17 protein-coding genes and 1 other RNA gene are annotated in these 15,554 nt (G+C 69.0%); 7 read left to right on the forward strand and 11 right to left on the reverse strand.

What is annotated here, in order from left to right:
- Window positions 1-2: 2 nt before the first annotated feature.
- From EUC46_RS05775 to ssrA, 3 genes are all read left to right on the forward strand, one after another.
- Window positions 3-1,319, forward strand: coding sequence for a peptidoglycan DD-metalloendopeptidase family protein (locus EUC46_RS05775; protein ID WP_128773237.1), 1,317 nt, complete (start codon window positions 3-5; stop codon window positions 1,317-1,319).
- A 177-nt stretch (window positions 1,320-1,496) separates the two neighbouring features.
- Entirely contained in the window at window positions 1,497-2,030 is a 534-nt protein-coding gene (smpB, locus tag EUC46_RS05780; RefSeq protein WP_128773238.1) for an SsrA-binding protein SmpB, read from the forward strand.
- Window positions 2,031-2,200: 170 nt separating this feature from the next.
- Window positions 2,201-2,571, forward strand: a transfer-messenger RNA (tmRNA) gene (gene ssrA, locus EUC46_RS05785).
- A gap of 349 nt (window positions 2,572-2,920) precedes the next feature.
- Here the strand turns inward: ssrA and EUC46_RS05790 are convergent.
- From EUC46_RS05790 to EUC46_RS05805, 5 genes are all read right to left on the reverse strand, one after another.
- A complete protein-coding gene (locus tag EUC46_RS05790; RefSeq protein ID WP_128773239.1) occupies window positions 2,921-3,637 on the reverse strand; it encodes a hypothetical protein in 717 nt (238 codons plus the stop codon).
- Window positions 3,638-3,726: 89 nt separating this feature from the next.
- Window positions 3,727-4,131, reverse strand: coding sequence for a hypothetical protein (locus tag EUC46_RS05795; RefSeq protein ID WP_128773240.1), 405 nt, complete (start codon window positions 4,129-4,131; stop codon window positions 3,727-3,729).
- Window positions 4,128-4,433, reverse strand: coding sequence for a hypothetical protein (locus EUC46_RS05800; protein ID WP_128773241.1), 306 nt, complete (start codon window positions 4,431-4,433; stop codon window positions 4,128-4,130). The genes EUC46_RS05795 and EUC46_RS05800 overlap by 4 nt, the downstream gene beginning before the upstream one ends.
- Window positions 4,430-4,597, reverse strand: coding sequence for a hypothetical protein (locus tag EUC46_RS12510; protein ID WP_164918757.1), 168 nt, complete (start codon window positions 4,595-4,597; stop codon window positions 4,430-4,432). Before EUC46_RS12510 ends, EUC46_RS05800 begins: the two co-directional genes overlap by 4 nt.
- Window positions 4,598-4,711: 114 nt before the next feature.
- On the reverse strand, window positions 4,712-5,011 hold the full coding sequence (locus EUC46_RS05805) for a hypothetical protein (RefSeq protein ID WP_128773242.1): 300 nt from the start codon (window positions 5,009-5,011) through the stop codon (window positions 4,712-4,714).
- Between the two features lie 85 nt (window positions 5,012-5,096).
- Between EUC46_RS05805 and EUC46_RS13290 the strand changes: the two genes are divergently transcribed.
- Window positions 5,097-5,222 carry a hypothetical protein gene (locus EUC46_RS13290; protein WP_277750479.1) on the forward strand — a complete coding sequence of 42 codons (126 nt, stop codon included), beginning with the start codon at window positions 5,097-5,099 and terminating at the stop codon, window positions 5,220-5,222.
- 71 nt (window positions 5,223-5,293) lie between these two features.
- On the opposite strand, the gene EUC46_RS05810 is transcribed toward EUC46_RS13290, so the two are convergent.
- Together EUC46_RS05810 and EUC46_RS05815 are read right to left on the reverse strand one after the other, a co-directional pair.
- The gene (locus tag EUC46_RS05810) at window positions 5,294-5,812 is read right to left on the reverse strand and encodes a hypothetical protein (RefSeq protein WP_128773243.1); all 519 of its coding nucleotides are present in this window, start codon (window positions 5,810-5,812) and stop codon (window positions 5,294-5,296) included.
- Window positions 5,813-5,963: 151 nt separating this feature from the next.
- A complete protein-coding gene (locus EUC46_RS05815; protein WP_241655424.1) occupies window positions 5,964-6,554 on the reverse strand; it encodes a recombinase family protein in 591 nt (196 codons plus the stop codon).
- 323 nt (window positions 6,555-6,877) lie between these two features.
- Between EUC46_RS05815 and EUC46_RS05820 the strand changes: the two genes are divergently transcribed.
- A complete protein-coding gene (locus EUC46_RS05820) occupies window positions 6,878-7,708 on the forward strand; it encodes a phospholipase D-like domain-containing protein (RefSeq protein WP_338324466.1) in 831 nt (276 codons plus the stop codon).
- Between the two features lie 26 nt (window positions 7,709-7,734).
- Window positions 7,735-8,931, forward strand: a complete 1,197-nt coding sequence (locus EUC46_RS05825) for a hypothetical protein (protein WP_128773245.1) — start codon at window positions 7,735-7,737, stop codon at window positions 8,929-8,931.
- Window positions 8,932-8,959: 28 nt separating this feature from the next.
- On the opposite strand, the gene EUC46_RS05830 is transcribed toward EUC46_RS05825, so the two are convergent.
- From EUC46_RS05830 to EUC46_RS12515, 4 genes are all read right to left on the reverse strand, one after another.
- A complete protein-coding gene (locus EUC46_RS05830) occupies window positions 8,960-10,267 on the reverse strand; it encodes a Shedu immune nuclease family protein (RefSeq protein WP_128773246.1) in 1,308 nt (435 codons plus the stop codon).
- 501 nt (window positions 10,268-10,768) lie between these two features.
- A complete protein-coding gene (locus tag EUC46_RS05835; protein ID WP_128773247.1) occupies window positions 10,769-12,511 on the reverse strand; it encodes a hypothetical protein in 1,743 nt (580 codons plus the stop codon).
- A gap of 587 nt (window positions 12,512-13,098) precedes the next feature.
- Window positions 13,099-13,359 carry a DNA-binding protein gene (locus tag EUC46_RS05840; RefSeq protein ID WP_128773248.1) on the reverse strand — a complete coding sequence of 87 codons (261 nt, stop codon included), beginning with the start codon at window positions 13,357-13,359 and terminating at the stop codon, window positions 13,099-13,101.
- 230 nt (window positions 13,360-13,589) lie between these two features.
- A complete protein-coding gene (locus EUC46_RS12515) occupies window positions 13,590-13,727 on the reverse strand; it encodes a hypothetical protein (RefSeq protein WP_164918758.1) in 138 nt (45 codons plus the stop codon).
- Between the two features lie 641 nt (window positions 13,728-14,368).
- On the opposite strand from EUC46_RS12515, the gene EUC46_RS05845 reads away from it, so the two are divergent.
- Entirely contained in the window at window positions 14,369-15,139 is a 771-nt protein-coding gene (locus EUC46_RS05845; protein WP_164918759.1) for a toll/interleukin-1 receptor domain-containing protein, read from the forward strand.
- Window positions 15,140-15,554: the final 415 nt, after the last annotated feature.

Genomic DNA, 15,554 nt, shown 5'->3' on the forward strand with positions numbered 1-15,554 from the left:
ATATGTTTCCCCCAGTGAAGCCTGTTCCCCCGCCCTCCCGGCGCCACCGGGCCCTGGCTGCCGCCTGGCTCGCCGCGGCATTGGTCCTGGTGCCGTTGAGTCAGGGCGCACTGGCCGATGAGCGCTCTGACGCCGTCGACCAGCAGACGGAGGCTGAACAGCGTGAGGCGGAACTCGCCGCCTCCCTCGAGGGCGTCAGCGCTTCCCTGGGGCAGGCCTATCTGGACCTCCAAAGCGCGCAGGCCGATCTGGCTGCTGCCGAAAGCGACCTGACGACCGCTGAGACCACCTTGGCGCAGAAGGAGCGCGAGCAGCAGACCGCCTCCGACCGTCTCGCCGTGGCTGAGGCGGACCTAGCCGCGATCCAGGAGGAGGCCGCCTCCTCCCAGGAGACGGCTGATCAGAACACCGCCTCCGTTGCAGAGCTCGTGGTGTCCACCTACCAGGGCGACAATAGCCTGACCTCTTTGAGCTACGTGCTGGCCTCGGAGTCGGTGGAGGACTTGGCACAACGCTCGACGACCACTGAGATCGCCTCAGGAGTTCAGGAGTCCGTCCTGGCCGCCGCCGAGGCCGAGAGGGCTCAGACCGCGAACAGGCAGGCCCGTCAGGACGCCACCACAACCCGCGTCGCCACCTTGAAGGCCGATGCCGACGCCGCCGAGGCCGCCGCTCAGACCGCCCGGGACTCCGCCCAGACCAAGCGCGACGAAGTCGCCACCTTGGCCGAGGAGAAGGAGTCGGCCGCTGCCAGCCTGGAGACCGAGAAGGAGAGCCTGGAGGCCCAGCAGGCGCAGGCGGCCGCAGACGCCGCCGCAGCGGCGGCCAAGGTCGCCGAGATCGATGCCGCGAACCGGGCCGAGCCCACCTACACGGGCTCGGAAACTGTCGCTGAGGCCACCAATGAGCTGGGGTCGGGGTCCATTGGGCACCCGATCACCGGGGCCCTGGTGGTCACCTCGCCCTTCGGCTACAGGGTCCATCCGATCACTGGTGAGTTGCGCCTCCACGCCGGCGTTGACCTCATGGCGGCCACCGGGGTGCCGCAGTACGCGGGCGTGTCCGGCACGGTCCATAACTTCTACAACGAGTCCTGCGGCAATGGGATCTTCATTGATGGCGGTGTGGTCGATGGCCAGTCGGTGGTACTCGGCTACTGCCACCTGTCCCAGCAGACCCAGGCTGAAGGGGCCTATGTCAACAAGGGCGACCAGGTCGGGCTGACCGGTGCCACTGGGGGAGTGACCGGACCCCACGTCCACTACGAGGTCTATCTCAACGGCGTCGAGGTCGACCCTATGACTCTCCCCGGTTTTTAAGGGCGAGCCGTCCGCCGGGTCGTCAACCCGGCGGACGATTCAGCCAGTGCGCCCCGTCACGGGCCTTCGCGCCCTGGCGCTGCCGACCCAACCCCGGGTACTTGACGGCACGGGTAAAGTGGACGTTCCGTGCGTGGCAGGGGCCGGCGCCGCGCGGCAGCTGTAAGGAGGACGCTCATGGCCAAGAGGAAGCCCGTCGGGATCAAGAAACCCGCCCCGGGGAAACGGGCCAAAGCAGCCTCCGACGCTCACAGGACCATTGCCCGCAACAAGAAGGCAACACACGACTACTTCATTGAGGACCGCTATGAGGCCGGCCTGGTCCTCACCGGCACCGAAGTCAAGGCCCTGCGCATGGGGCGCGCCTCCCTGGCCGAGGCGTGGATTGAGGTCGACCGCAATGGTGAGGCCTGGCTCCAGGGCGCTCACATCCCCGAGTACTTGCAGGGCACCTGGAACAACCACACCCCGCGCCGCAAGCGCAAGCTTCTGCTCCACCGGCCCGAGCTGGAGAAACTGGCCCAGAAGGTCCAGGCCAAGGGCTATACGATCGTCCCCCTGGAGCTGTACTTCCTGGAAGGCCGCGCCAAGCTCGAGATCGCCCTGGCCCGGGGCAAGCAGGACTGGGACAAGCGACAGGCGCTGCGCGAGGCGCAGGACAAGCGGGAAGCCGCCCGGGCCATGGCCGCCGCCAACCGGCGGCGCGGCTAGACCGGCATGCCCAACCGCGAACTGACGGCTGACTCGGCTAACAGGCCCTTCAGCGCTCTTGTGGTTCTCAGCACATGAGTGGTTCTCCTGAGACGGGTTGGGTACACTTGACCGGCGTTCATCCGCGGTTCCGCGGGTGAGTGGCCGGCCCAGCCGGCAACAACTCCACAGGGGATGATCGGTTTCGACGACGGTCGTGGGTTCAGGAGAAGCGGGTCGAGGATGCACAGTCATCTCGTCAACGCTCTGTGCGAACCAATAGGTGCCGATAACACTCGCACCGACTTCGCCCTCGCCGCCTGAGCGAGCTCCGAAGTCCGTCAGCCCGGGGAGCGCTCTCGACCCGGCGCCTGGCGTCATCCAGGGAGCCACTGCTGCGTCACCTCGTCGGCGGGTGACGCGGGACTTCTAGTCGACTGAGCCCGTCGGCGTCCTTGTTCGCGTGAGACGCCGGGGCTGAGAAACACGCCAGCGAACTGCACCCGGAGAAGTCCTGTTGCACCACCGTCGGACGGGGGTTCGATTCCCCCCATCTCCACCACCCAAAAGAGCCCCGCCCCTAGTCGGGCGGGGTTTTTCGTGCCCACTAGGGGTTTCACCGCGAAACCCACTGCGCTCGTTCGATGCCGTAGAGTGCATATGGCGCGCCTGGTGGTCGCTTCCCAGCGACAAGCAGACCGAGAGCCTCGACCACCTCGGGCGAGGCTCGCAGCAGAGCCAGCGCGCCGAGACCACCGCCGCCACCGAGCTGCTGCCCCGGCACAAGGGGGAGGGGCGGCTGCTGCGCGGCTCGCGGCCCGGCGTCGAGGCGGGCGAGCGCATCAACGAGACGGGGCTGCTCGTGCGGCTGGTCGACATGTCGCAGATCGACTTCGGCTGAGAGCGGGTCGTCACTCGGGAAGGTCCCGGAACTCGCCGGGGGGCATCCCCTTGCGCGCCGCCCACCAGCGCACGTAGACGAACAGCTCCTCTGTGGCCTGGATCGAGGCGCCGTACACCTCGTGCCAGAGCGACTCCGGGATAACGTGGGGCAGCAGGGGCACGCCCATGAAGAGATCGCGCTCTCCTGAGACCTGCACCGTCGCGACCATGTGGCTGAGGGAGAAGTGCACCCAGCCCGAGGTCTTGTCGTAGACGGCCGGTGCCCACGGGTGAGCTGCTGCCGCCAGGTCCTTCAGCCGTCCGTCGTTGAGGTTCTTGCCCTCGGGGTCCTTCATCTTGCGGAACTCCTCGCCCGCCAGCAGGCGCATGGCGAGCTCGTCGGAGTTGGGTCCGCTGGCGGCGTAGTGCGCGCGGAACAGCGTGTCGAGCTGGATGCGGAGCAGTGGAGCGGCGGCGTGGATGTTGAACCAGTCCACCGCGTCGATCAGGGCGTCCACGATGCCGTAGCTGCGCTGGACCATCGACGTGACCAGGAAGTCGGTCGAGTAGAGCCGCCCTTCGTCCACGGTGAGGGCCAGCGCCGCCACGTCCAGGTGCTGGCGCCGGAGCTCGTCGAGGCGCTCGCGCAACGGCAGCAGGTCGGGGAACCTCGTCGCCGAGCTCCCGGGTGGCACCGGCTTGGGCTGTCGGGGGAGCCTGCCGGCGCCTGTCGTCTCGTCGTCCATGCCCCCAGTCTCTCGCCCTCCGAGGGACAGACGTGGGACCCCCGGGCGGCTCTCGCCCGAGGGTCCCGGTGTGGTCCAGGACGAACGCGTCAGCGGGACGCGCCCTCCCGGCCGCGCTCCTTCTCCTGCTCGCGGGCCTTGAGGGCCTGCTCGCGGTTCGAGGCAGCCTTGACCTTCGTCTGCTCGGCCTTCGCCTTGTCCTGCTCGGGCACGGCCCTCTGGGTGCCGGCCTTCGCCTGCGAGCGGGACGTGGCCTCGCGCTGCTTCGCCTGTGACTGGCGAGAAGCCTCTGCCGCCTGCTGGCGGCGGGCCTTCTCCTCGCGGGCCACGGCCGCACGGCGGCGCTCGGCCAGCTTGTACTCGGGCGAGGACGCCACGTCCTTGCCGTAGCGCTGCTCGACGGCCTTGCGACCGCCGGGCCCGGACATCATCCGCTGGATCTCGGCCGCCTGCTGGCGGTCGATCTTGACGTGGTCGTACATGCTCGTGCTCATCGCTGATCTCCTTGCTGCCGGGGCCCGCGACGGTCGCGGGCTGCTGTGCCTGTCCGGGTAGTGCCGCCTGGGCAGGGGTGGTAGTTGACGCGCTCCTCGACGGCCTCGATGATCGCGCCCGTGGTCTCGGCCTCGTCCCACGCGGCCTCGACGTGCGCCTCGCACACGTACCAGCTGTAGAGGCTCGTGAGGACGAGCGTCATGGACTGCTCGGCGATGAAGACCTCGCGGGTCGCGAGCTCGCCGCAGCCGGGCTCCCGGCAGAGCGTGCCGGGCGCCATCCGCAGGCCGCTGATCGTCATGCCTGCCTCGCGTCGCGCTGGGAGACGACGCGTGCGCCGTCGAGCAGTTCGGCAGCGCGCTCCTGGGCCGCCGCGACGCTCGCGGCGTCTGGCCCGTCCGTGTCGAGGTCGAACGTCTCGACGACGTGCTGGTGCTCGACGGGGTAGCTGTCGGTGGTAGCCATGACGGTTCTCCATCTCTCGAGCCCTGGGCCCTGTGCCCCTGGTGGACTCGCTGGTGCCGGCCACCCGGCTGGTCGACGACCGGCGGGAGCCGGTCGGCCATGGTCCTGGTCGGGTCAGGGGGCGACGAGCTCCGTGCTGACGCTGGTCGGCTTCGGCTCCTTCGGAGCCTTCTTCATCACCTTGGAGCTGCGCGTCCGGGCCTCGCAGTGGGCGAGGACGACCATGACCGCCTCGTCGGGCACGCTGAACGGGCCGTTGGTGCCCGAGACGTAGACCGAGTCGGTGCGCTGGACGTCGGCGTAGGCTCGCGCCTGGCAGCGCACGGCCTGTGACATGTCGCCCTGGAGCTGGTAGCTGCCGGGAGGCATCTGCGCGACCGGGTAGACGACGACCTGGCTCGTCCGCCCCCACACGGGGCTCGTCGCCGGGATGCCCTGGGAGGGCGTCGTCTCGACCTCGGCGAGCGGGAGGTCCGTCGCGCTCGGGTCGGGTGCCGTCGTGGCGCTGGACGCGCTGGAGGAGCCCGTGGTGCCCGTCGAGGAGCTCGACCCGCTGGGCACGGCCGTCGGGCGGGAGGGCGCCGTCTGCGACGTCGTGGGCGCGGGCGATGGATCGGTGACGTAGACGGCGCTCCGCTCAGCGACAGCGTCGCGAGGGCGAGGACGACGGGGGAGAGGTGCTTGGTCTCATCGTGGTCACCTCGCACCCTCGACGCCCAGCTGAGCGGCGTCACGCTTGGCCACGGCCTCCGCGAGACGACGTCGCAGGTCTTCGATCTCGGCGTCTGCTCGCTGCTCCTCGGCCTCCCAGCGCTCGCGGTCGGCGGCCTGCTCGGCCTCCCTGCGCTCGTGCTCGGCGATCGCCTCCGGTGCCCAGTGCGCGCACGGGATGCCGCCCTCGCAGCCCGAGCACCGGCAGCACGCCGCGCGATCGGGGCACGTCCGGCGGTGCGCCGACTCGTCAATGTCGTGGACGACGGCGAGCGGACTGAAGCCGGGACAGGTGAAGGACGCGTACTCGTACTTCTCCTGGAAGCTCATCTCGTCCCACGGCTCGAAGAAGCTGTCCTCGGTCTGGCCTTGGGCCTCCGTGAGCATCAGGTCGATCTGGCGGCCCGAGTCCATGTCGTCGAGCAGGGCCTCGTCGTGGGCCCGCTGGCGGCTCTCGTGCCCGGCGACCATGTCGTCGATCTCGGCCTGCGTGAAGTTGCTCATGGTGGTTCCTGTCGTGACGGTGGAGCTCAGCTGCTCCCGGCGGGCACGCCGCTCGCCTGTCCTTCGTCACGACCACCACGGAGGTGGCCCGGCCTCCTCGTCGGGAGGCCGGGCCCGACGGGTCGTCGGGCCAGCCGTTGAGTTCTCCTGCTCAGCCGGTCGGGGGCTGATCGGCGTACCGCCCCGTCCCGGACAGCGCCGCGTAGAGGGTCGATCGGGAGACGCCCAGCTCTCGGGCGACGACCGCCTTCGGCACGCCCAGGGCCACCTTCTGCTGCGCCGCCGCCACCTGCTCGGTCGTCAGCTTCGGGCCCCGGTCGTACCTGCCCGCGGCCTTCGCGAGCGCGATGCCCTCGGCCTGGCGCTCGCGGATCATGCGCCGCTCCAGCTTGGCCACGGCCCCCATGAGGGTCAGGACGAACTCGCCGTTGGGGGAGTCGGTGCTGAGCTCCGGCATGTCCAGGAACTGCACCCGGACGCCCCTCTCGCCCAGGTCACGCACGGTCGTCAGCAGGGCGATCGTGTCGCGGGCCAGCCGGTCGGGGCTCTTGACCCGGACGACGTCGCCCTCGCGGACGTAGGAGAGCATCGCCCGGAGCTCCGGCCGGTCCTTGGCCGACCTGCCGGACGTCTTGTCGACGAACAGGCGGTCCACGTCGCCGAGGGCGTCGAGCTGCCTGTCGAGGTTCTGGTCGGAGGAGGAGACGCGGGCGTAGCCGACCACCTGGCTGGTCCCTCTCACGTTCTTCTCCATAGTGTTCAACAACCTCTTAAGACGTGTAGTCTGATGTGTACGACGAAAGTCTACGCCGATGTGGTTGTACGCACAAGAGGTCGCGGTGGTCCGTGTTCGTCGGGGTGCACCGTGTCGAACGGCCGTTCGGGCCCTGCGATCACTAGCCTCGGAGCATGGGTGACGAACCACGGGTCGTAGGGAGCGCGCAGCACTGGTTGGAGGCTGCGCTCGCGCAGCTCGACGGGCCCGTGCTGCTCACGAGCCCGTATCTGGCATATGACGTCTGCGCACGCATCGCCTCGGCAGCGCAGGCGAGTCCTCATCAGTTCGTGCTCGTCACCACGCTGGACCCGAGCGCGGTCGCCAACGGATACCTGTCGGTGAAGGGTCTCGATCGGTTGCTCGACTCGGAGGTCGAGGTGCGCCACGCCGATCGCCTGCACGCGAAGTGCTTCCTGGTCGGCTCACGAGCCATGCTCGGGTCGGCGAACCTCACGGGAGCGGGCCTGGGCAGCTCGGCCACCCCCAACCGGGAGCTCGGGGTGGTGCTCTCGGAGGACGACGCCCAAGACGCGAGGCGTGCCGTCGAGGCGTGGCCCGCGCGCGTCGTCACCCGGGCAGACCTCGCCGACCTCCTCGCGAAGTCCGAGCGCCTCACGCGGCAGCCTGCCGCTCCGAGCGAGGAGCTCGATGCGACGACGGCCCTCCAGATGGCAGAGCAGCTGCTCGCCGACGCGCGAGACCCGGGCCGTGGGCTCTGGCTCAAGCTGGAGTACGGTGAGCTGGCGCTGGACGGGTGGCGCGAGGACTCGTGGTTCGCGAGCCCCAAGAAGGGCAAGCCCGGCTTCCGCGCAGGTGACCTGGTCATGGCCTGCGCCAAGGACACGCACGACTGCTACGCCGTTGTCGAGGTCGCCGACGACCCTGAGCACCAGCCCGCCGACTACGTCGCCAGGACGGCTGAGTACGACCCCGAGGCCGCAGAGCGGTGGCCCTGGATCAACCGGACCGTCCCGAGACTCGTGCCGGACGAGCTCATGGAGCTGAAGCTGCACGAGCTCGGGGTGAGCGGCCAGGGGCTCCAGAACGGGCACGTGAGGCTTCAGCTCGACCAGTTCACGGCAGGGGTCCGAGCCCTCGCGCGCCTCGCTACGGCCTGAGTGGACCTGGGCAGCAGGGTTTCTCCATGACTCCGAGACCAGTCAACGAAGCCCAGCGCGCAGTGCTCGACTGGCTCGCCGCCGGAGGCTCCCAAGACCCGCCGCGGCACGAGATGAAGCTGAGCGCCGCCGCGCTGGCGGGGCGCGGCCTGGTCAAGGTGCGTCGCCCCGGCGGCAGGTGGTCCGCCGAGCTCACGGTCGCGGGGCGGTACTACGTCGAGCACGGCAGGTATCCGGGGGAGCCCGAGAAGGCTGAGAGACGACCGGTGGAACGAAAGCGGTGTGTGAGGCGTCCTGACGAGTCCGCGACCTCGGAGAAGCCGCCGCCGTCTGAGCCAGCGATGCAGGCTCCGGCGCCCCAGGAGCCCGACAAGCAGGTTCCCTTGCGCCAGGTCGTCAGACGGCCTCACCCTGCCGTCAAGGAGCTCAGGGACCGGCCAGGACGTCTGCCAGAACCTCTGCGTCGACGTTGCGTCCTGGTGGCTCACGCCCTCGTCACAGAGGCGCTGGCGCGAGGCTGGGAGGTGACGCCCGTGGAGGCTCGCCGTGAGTCTGACGGCTACCGGAGCACCTACGTGCGCTACGACAGCCGGGCGTTGTTCTTGCTGGACGCCGGGCACGCGCCCGTCGGGATCGTGTTCAGCGAGGTGACGAAGCGGCGACCGCACGAGGACACGAAGGAGGAAGCCGCGCGTCGCGCCAAGGGCCAGCACGTCTGGGCGCCGAAGTACGACTACGTCGGCGACGGGCGGCTCAGGCTCCACCTGACGGACCGCGAAGGGCGCAAGACCGGGACCTCGTGGACCGACGGCTCCCGCGTCACGGTCGAAGACCACCTCGCCGCCGTCCTGGCTGCCGTCGAGGAGGCCAGTGCGCGAGCCGTGCGGCTCGCGGAGGAGCGGCGTCGGCGCCAGGAGGAGGAGAGGCTGCGCCGCGAGGAGGCCGCTCGGATCGAGCGCCTGCGTCGCGGCTACGAGGTCTGGGAGGTGGCGCTCGCCGCCGGTGCCGACGCCTGGATCAGGCACCGCGAGATGATGGCGTTCGTCGACGAGATCGAGCGCACTGCCGGCGAGGACGGGCGCGCGTTCGTCGAGTGGGCGAGAGGGCACCTGGAGGCCGTCGACCCGCGTCGCGTGCTGCCCGCTGGCGACGTGCCCGCGTGGACGCACGAGGAGCGCGCCCGGCACGGCCGGTATCAGCCGCCGCAGGCGTACCGGTGGTGACCGGGAACTCAGCAGCAGCCATGCGTGGCTAGAACGGAATGTCTTGGTCCCAGGGCGTCTGTCGAACGTTTCCGCTGGTGACCGTCTCCCAGGCCTCGGGGTGCTCCTCGTCGTCCAGCTCGCCGGTCTGCTCCTCCGCCAGCTTCACGTGCCACTCCGCCCGCGCCAGCAGCTCGTCGAAGGTGATGACCTCCGGGTGCGCGAGGTTGCGACGGAAGAGCTCGAAGCTGTGCACCTTGTCGTCGATCGGACCCCCGGTGCCCTCCAGCTGGTCGAGAGAGCCGACCACCAGGTAGGCGCGCGGCTGCATGATAAAGGTGCCCGTCCCAGTGCGCGAGCCGTCGTACGCCTTGTCCTCCAGATACTCACCCAGGTCCCGGACTGCCATGCGCACGGTCTGCTGCACCTGCACGACGGCTCCCGCCAGTTCCGTGGACGGTCCCCAGCACGCCGAGCGGTACTGCGTGCTCGCCAGCAGCTCTGTGCGGTGATGCTTGATCTCCGCGAAGACCATCGACCGGACGATGCCGTTCGTGCGCAGCAGAGCGTCCGTGCGCTTCCCGGCCCCCTTGATGCTTGCGCCGCTGGTGACCTGCTCCAGCTTCTCGTGGTCCCACGACGTCAGGAGCTGGCCGCCGAGGCCGACCCCGAGGACCCAGGGATTCGCTTCCAAGAGGCGTTGCCACGCCCTCTCGGGGCCGCCGGCGTCCTTGCTCTCGGCGTCGAACGCCGCGTCGTCGTCCAGCCAGCTGCGCATGGTGTCCACCACGTCGCGCCGGCGCTGGAGAGCGATCACGTCCTGGGCTGTCGCGTCGGTGCGGATGAGCTCCTTGAAGCGCTCGGGGTCCTGCGCGTACGCCCGTCCCAGGGCGTTGGGGTCCGAGAAGACGTCGCGCAGCAGCTGGTCGTCGACACGCACGCTCTCGTCGCCGTCGGGTGGGATCGAGTCGAGCGCCTTGACGAGATCGATGAGGCGGGTCGACTGGTCCCGGTCGAGGCGCAGCATCTGCTCCACCTTGGTCGCGTTGGGATCCGTCGGCACGCGCTGGAGGACGATCTCGCGGACGGCGCCGGCGTGGCGCGCGACTTCCAGCCGGAGCTGCTTCCTGCCGCCGGGCGTCGTGCTCACCACGTACCCCTCCCATTCCCAGTCGTCGTCAGCATCGAGGTCCTCCATCTCGTCGAAGACCTTGTACACGTAGCGGGCCGGGTAGCCGGCATCTCGACCGAACTGGGCGATGAAGCTCCGATAGGCGTAGACGCGGTCGGGCATACGACCGTTCGCCCAGACGACCTCGTTGCCCGGGTTCAGTTCCTCGAAGACGATCGGCACCATTCACCCCCTCGGGGTCTTCGTGATCACAGCGTAGAACTTGAGCTGCGCGATGACGCGGAGGATCACCGCCTGCGGCCGTCGGCGTCGCCCTGCTCGGGCCTGGCGGCCCTCTAGGGCTCGCTGGCGCCGGTAGGGGCTGCGCCCCTCCCTCAAGGGCAGAGCACACAGGAGATGGCGCAGGGGCTCGCTGCGAGACTCTCGCAGCCAGGTGCCACGCACCACCCATCCACCGCCCCTTGCCTGTGCCCCTCGCCGGGCGGAGCCCGGCGAGCCCGAGCGTCCCTAGGTCCACTCCCTGGTCTAGCCGGGGCACGGTCAGGGAGGGATGCATGGTTCCGGCGGCAGGTTGACGGTTGACAGGTTGGGTGACAGATGGAAAACGCAGCTGTCAACCTATCAACCGGATGACCGCCATCGCCCCCTGCGAAGCGCCTCAAGACGACGCGACGCCCTGCGATCCGTCGTCTCGGATCGCAGGGCGTCGACGCTTCGTCCGCAGCATCACCTCATCTTGATCGGAAGCTCCGTCCAGGTCTTGGCGAAGCTGCCGTTGTACGTCTGGGCCCGTGCGTCCCACAGCGACGGGTCGGCGTCGCCGCTGCCGCTGAAGATCCGGTAGTCGCAGGCTGCGACGCGCTCGACGACGCACGCCGACCCCTGCGTCCGCCCGCCGTTCGCCAGGATGCGGTGAGTCGTGTGGGCGTCCGCCTCCTTCCTCGCGGCCCGGTACGCGTCGGCCTCCGCTGCCGCGAGCGCCTCGTCGACGGCGTCGTCTGAAGCGCCGGGAACATCGTCCGCGGTCACGCCGACGTTCATGACCGTCCTCCACCGCATCGAGCTGGTGCCGATCTTCTTGTGCCCCTGCTCGACCTCGATCCCGATCGTGCGCAGCGCGATCTGCTTGGTCTTCAGGATGCGGCCCAGGGAGACAGGCGAGGTCGGCCAGCCGGCCCGGTCGTCTTCGGGGCGGAAGGGCTTGATGGCCTGGTACAGGTCGTCGGGCGTGCCCTCCCACTTCCTGTCCCGCTCGGGCACCAGGCGCAGCAGTGCCGTCACCACCGGGTCATCCATCGCCTGGGCGGCGAGACCCTGCTTGACGCTGTTGAAGAACGTCTCGTGGAAGCCGTCCGGGGCACCGACCTGGTCCAGGTGGATGTCGAGCGCGTGCAGGACCTCGGAGTGGTCCGCCATGCGCGCAAGCTTCACGACCTTGCGGTGCACTAGGTCCCGCACCTCGTCCCGGTGGGCGATGACGCCGGCCAGGTCGTCGAACAGCGCTCCCAAGATGTAGGGCGTTGCCGCCTCGTACCTCTCGTTGAGCTCGCGCTCGGTGAGCCGCTCGCTCTCGTCGATCATCGGCAGGTCGAGCCGCATGAGCCGCTCGACCGCGTCGCTGCCGAGCCCGGCCGGCATGACGATCGACGTGACGGCCATGGGGCGCTTGATGAACTTGGAGTACATCTCGCCGTTCGTGTAGAGCACGCGCCGGTCGTCGGCGAAGCCGGTGACGATGCGAGCCATCCAGTCGCTCGTGGCCGCGCTGATCTTCGTCCCGACGTTGTCCATCGAGACCACGAAGCGCGTCGCGGCGCGCACGTTGTCGTCCGTCTCGCTGGCCGCCTTCGCGCTCGGTGCCGATACCGGGTCGACGAGCGCGAGCAGGTTGCGCGAGCGGGTGGTCTTCGCCGACCCGTGCGCCCCCGTGAACCACGCGATCGGGCTGGCGACCTCGGGCAGGTAGGCGCTGAGCAGCCAACCCCACAGGAGCCGCGCTATGTCGGAATCGGGGTCCAGGTCCTGGGCCGTGGCGAACAGGGTCCTGTCGCCGCCGCGCTCCGGGACCGGCAGAGGTCGCAGCGCGGTTGACCGCGTCCACACGGTGTCAGGGCGATCTTCGTCCTCGAAGCGGACCACGCGCCAGCCCTCGGCCGTGATCTCGACCAGCTCACCCGTGTCGCGCCCGAGGTCGATGACCACGCGGTCGCCCTCGTCGCTGGACCGCATCTTGACCACGACGCGAGGCGCCTCCTCGGCCGCGATGGCGCTGACCGTGGAGAGCGCGTTCTTCACGGCGTCAGCCGTGAGCGTCTCTCCGTACTCCTTCCAGAAGGCGCGGCGGAGCGTCCCCTCGCACGCGGCGAGCGGCTTCGCCACCCGCAGGGTCTCGGCGTCGACGGGGACGCCGTAGGGAACCCCGTCCTCGCTCAGCACCAGCTCGAAGAGCTCGCCGAACTTGCGGACCACCTCTGCCGCCTTGATCGTCGTGCTGCCCTTGCCATCGCCTTCGCGCGCGGGGGCCGGCTTCGGCGGGGGGAGCGCTGGTCGTCGCCACGACGAGAGCAGGGTCGACCTCCGTCCCGAGGGCAGACGCGACCAACTTGACCTGCTTGGGAGTGAGCGCCTTGTGGAACGGCAGCCGCCCGTAGGCGTCCCCGCGCAGCCGGTTGGCCTCGCTGATCGCCTCGTTCGTAGCGTCGAGGACGGCGCGCAGGGTGGTCGCCGCATCGGGTATCGGCCTCTCGGATGCCATCCGGGCAAGCACCTCGTCGGTGACCGCGGCGTAGAACCTGGCGGGGGTCTGTGCCGCCCACGCTGCGTCGTGCTCGACCTGGGAGCTCGCCTTCGATCCATCGTCTTGCGCGCTTGCCCCATCCTCATCCGCGTGGGTAAAATGGGAATCGTTCTCGCAAGGAACGCTCTGATCGCTAGCCTTCACGTCTGCCGCCCCCTCGCCCTGGGGGTGGCTTTCGTTTGCCCCGACGTCCTCGACGACCTGCTCGGGGCTCTCGTCGGCCGTGGCGGCCTGAACGGACTTCGTCTTGGGGTTCATCTCACGCCACCCCTCCACGCCCAGGAGTACCGCGCAGCGGCCCTTCTGCTCGACGAACACCTTGGGCTCGCCGTTGGGCTGCCCTCACGGCCACCTCTTCGGCGTCGAAGAGGATCGCGTAGCCGAGCTTGTACTTCGTGAGACTGCCCTCACGCACCCAGTTGTCGAGGGTCGATCGGACGACGCCGAACTCCGCCTCGATCTCCTTGAGGGGTCGCATCGCTGCGGTGACCTGCTCGGTCGAAATGATCACGACGCTCATGTCGCGCACCTCGTGCTTCTCCGGCACGACAAACGCTGCCCTACCGGCTCGACGGAAGACGCTGAGGGTCTTCCGGAACGGGTGGGCAGCAAAGTGGTGATGCGACGTCGGCCGTGCGGCCAGCTAGGAGAGTGCGGTTTCCGTGTCGCACTCTCCGTCGGGATTCGCCCTAGATGCCTCGAATCCTATCGAACTGGCGAAACTGTGTCCAGGCCTGTCGTGATCCCGCGTCACGCCGCCCTCGCCTTCTCCACGACGCCGGCAGCGCGCTGCTCGCGCGCCTCGGTCATGACAGCTCCGACGACCTCCAGCGCGTTCAGTCCCAGCGGGGGAGCGGCCAGCGCCTGGCGCTGCGCCCACTCAGCCACGCTCTCGCGTCCGGCAGCCGCCGGCGCGATTTCGCCCCGCGACGACCGCTCACGGCCTCCAGCTCGGCGCGGTCCAGCCGCACCCCGGCGCCCACCCGGCGCTTCGTTACCAAGTCCTTGGACATCCACAGGTTCAGCGTCGAGCGGGCTCCGTAGCCAGCCTCCGCGGCCTCTCGCACAGTCAGAAGCTCAGCCATCTCGGCCACCGCCCTCCGTCAGCAGGTCACCGAGCAGCCGTCTGCGGCTGCCTGGTCAGCACCTCCTTCCGGCGCCACGCGCCCTCCCGGTCGACGCCACGTCGACCACGCGCGCCAGCGCACTCCGAGCAACGTCGCTCGCTCGTGGGGGCCCACCTCGTGGGCTCTCACCTCGTGTCCACGGAACAAACGTCAGCGGTTCGTCTGCAAGGATTTGACAAGGTCGTTACACTCAACAAGGTTGTTGGACATCACGAAGACTTTGCTACGTCTTCTCAGCTCCACATGACCAACCCGGCGGCGCAAGCGCCGCCACTCAGCGAAGGCGGCAACAGCCGCTGCTGCCTCCGAGCCAACTCCCTCGGCCCTCCGACACGGAGTCGACGGGTTTGGTCAGACCTCGCTCCTACGCTTGAGCCAATCCCGAGCAGAAGGACGAGACCCATGGCAATGAGCCGCAGCCAGTTCGAGCGTCAGGTGCGCGAAGCCCAGCGGAAGGCGCAGCGCGAGATCGACCGCGTGAACCGTGCGAACAAGAAGGCGGTGGATGACTACAACCGTGAGGTCGAGCGCCACAACCGTCGTGAGATCGACCGCGTCAACCGCGAGAACAAGAAGGCCGTCGACGAGTACAACCGCAAGGTCGAGCAGCACAACCGCGAGGCGGACCGCCATAACCAGAAGGTGGTGGACGACCTCAACCGCCAGCTCGCAGCCGGAACTCGCCGGAAGGTGAGCTACCGGCCGGCCGAGCAGGTGCTGGTCGAGCGCGTGCAGAGCGCCATCAACTTCGACGACGGTCGCGAGTACGACGTCTTCCTGAGCTATGCCCGGATCGACGGCGAGGCCGTCGCGACCGAGCTGGCGCAGGCGCTCGAAGCTCTCGGCGTGCGCGTGTGGTTCGACGCGGTGGCCATCCAGCCCGGGAAGTCGCAGTCGCTCCAGATGGACGCAGGTCTGCGCAAGGCTAGCGCGGGCATCGCGGTGCTGACCGCCGCCTACCTCGCGGGGCGCTTCTGGACGCAGCGCGAGCTCGGAGCGCTGCTGAACAAGCCGACCCTTATTCCCGTGCTCCACGGGGTCACGTTCGACGACGTCAAGGAGTATTCGGGCATCCTTCCCGACCTCGCCGGCTTCACGACCGGCGACGACGAGGTGGCGACGATCGCAGAGAAGATCGCCCCGTTCGTGAGTCCCTCTTCAGTGCGCGATTGACCTGGGTGGAGAACTCGCTAATGGCCATTCTGGCTATGCGGCCTGGGGCTCCTGCCATACCAGCAAGAGGTGATCGCGCCACGCCCTCAGCTCCACCGGTTCGACACGTGCCCCCTGAGCTCCACGTAAGATGAGAAAATCGAAACTTGCCCCGCCATCAGGCGGGGCAGTTTTGTTTTCTGCAGTGACTTGCACCGGGGCGTCGATGGTGGTGTGGAGCGCCACATCACATGGACCGCCGTCGGGAGGTTCTACCTCGCGCTGCTCCCGTTGGCGTCGGTGCTGCTCCTTGGTGTCAAGGGGTGGAAGCAACGAGGAGGCGTTCGAAGGCTTCTCGTGGGGTGAGGTAGTTCAGGGTGGCGCGGGGGCGTTCACCCGTGTTCTTCGGCGATGGCGGTCAGGTAGGGCTGGTGCT

This window comes from Actinomyces oricola (assembly GCF_004104015.1).
GTDB classification, from domain to species: Bacteria; Actinomycetota; Actinomycetes; order Actinomycetales; family Actinomycetaceae; genus Actinomyces; species Actinomyces oricola.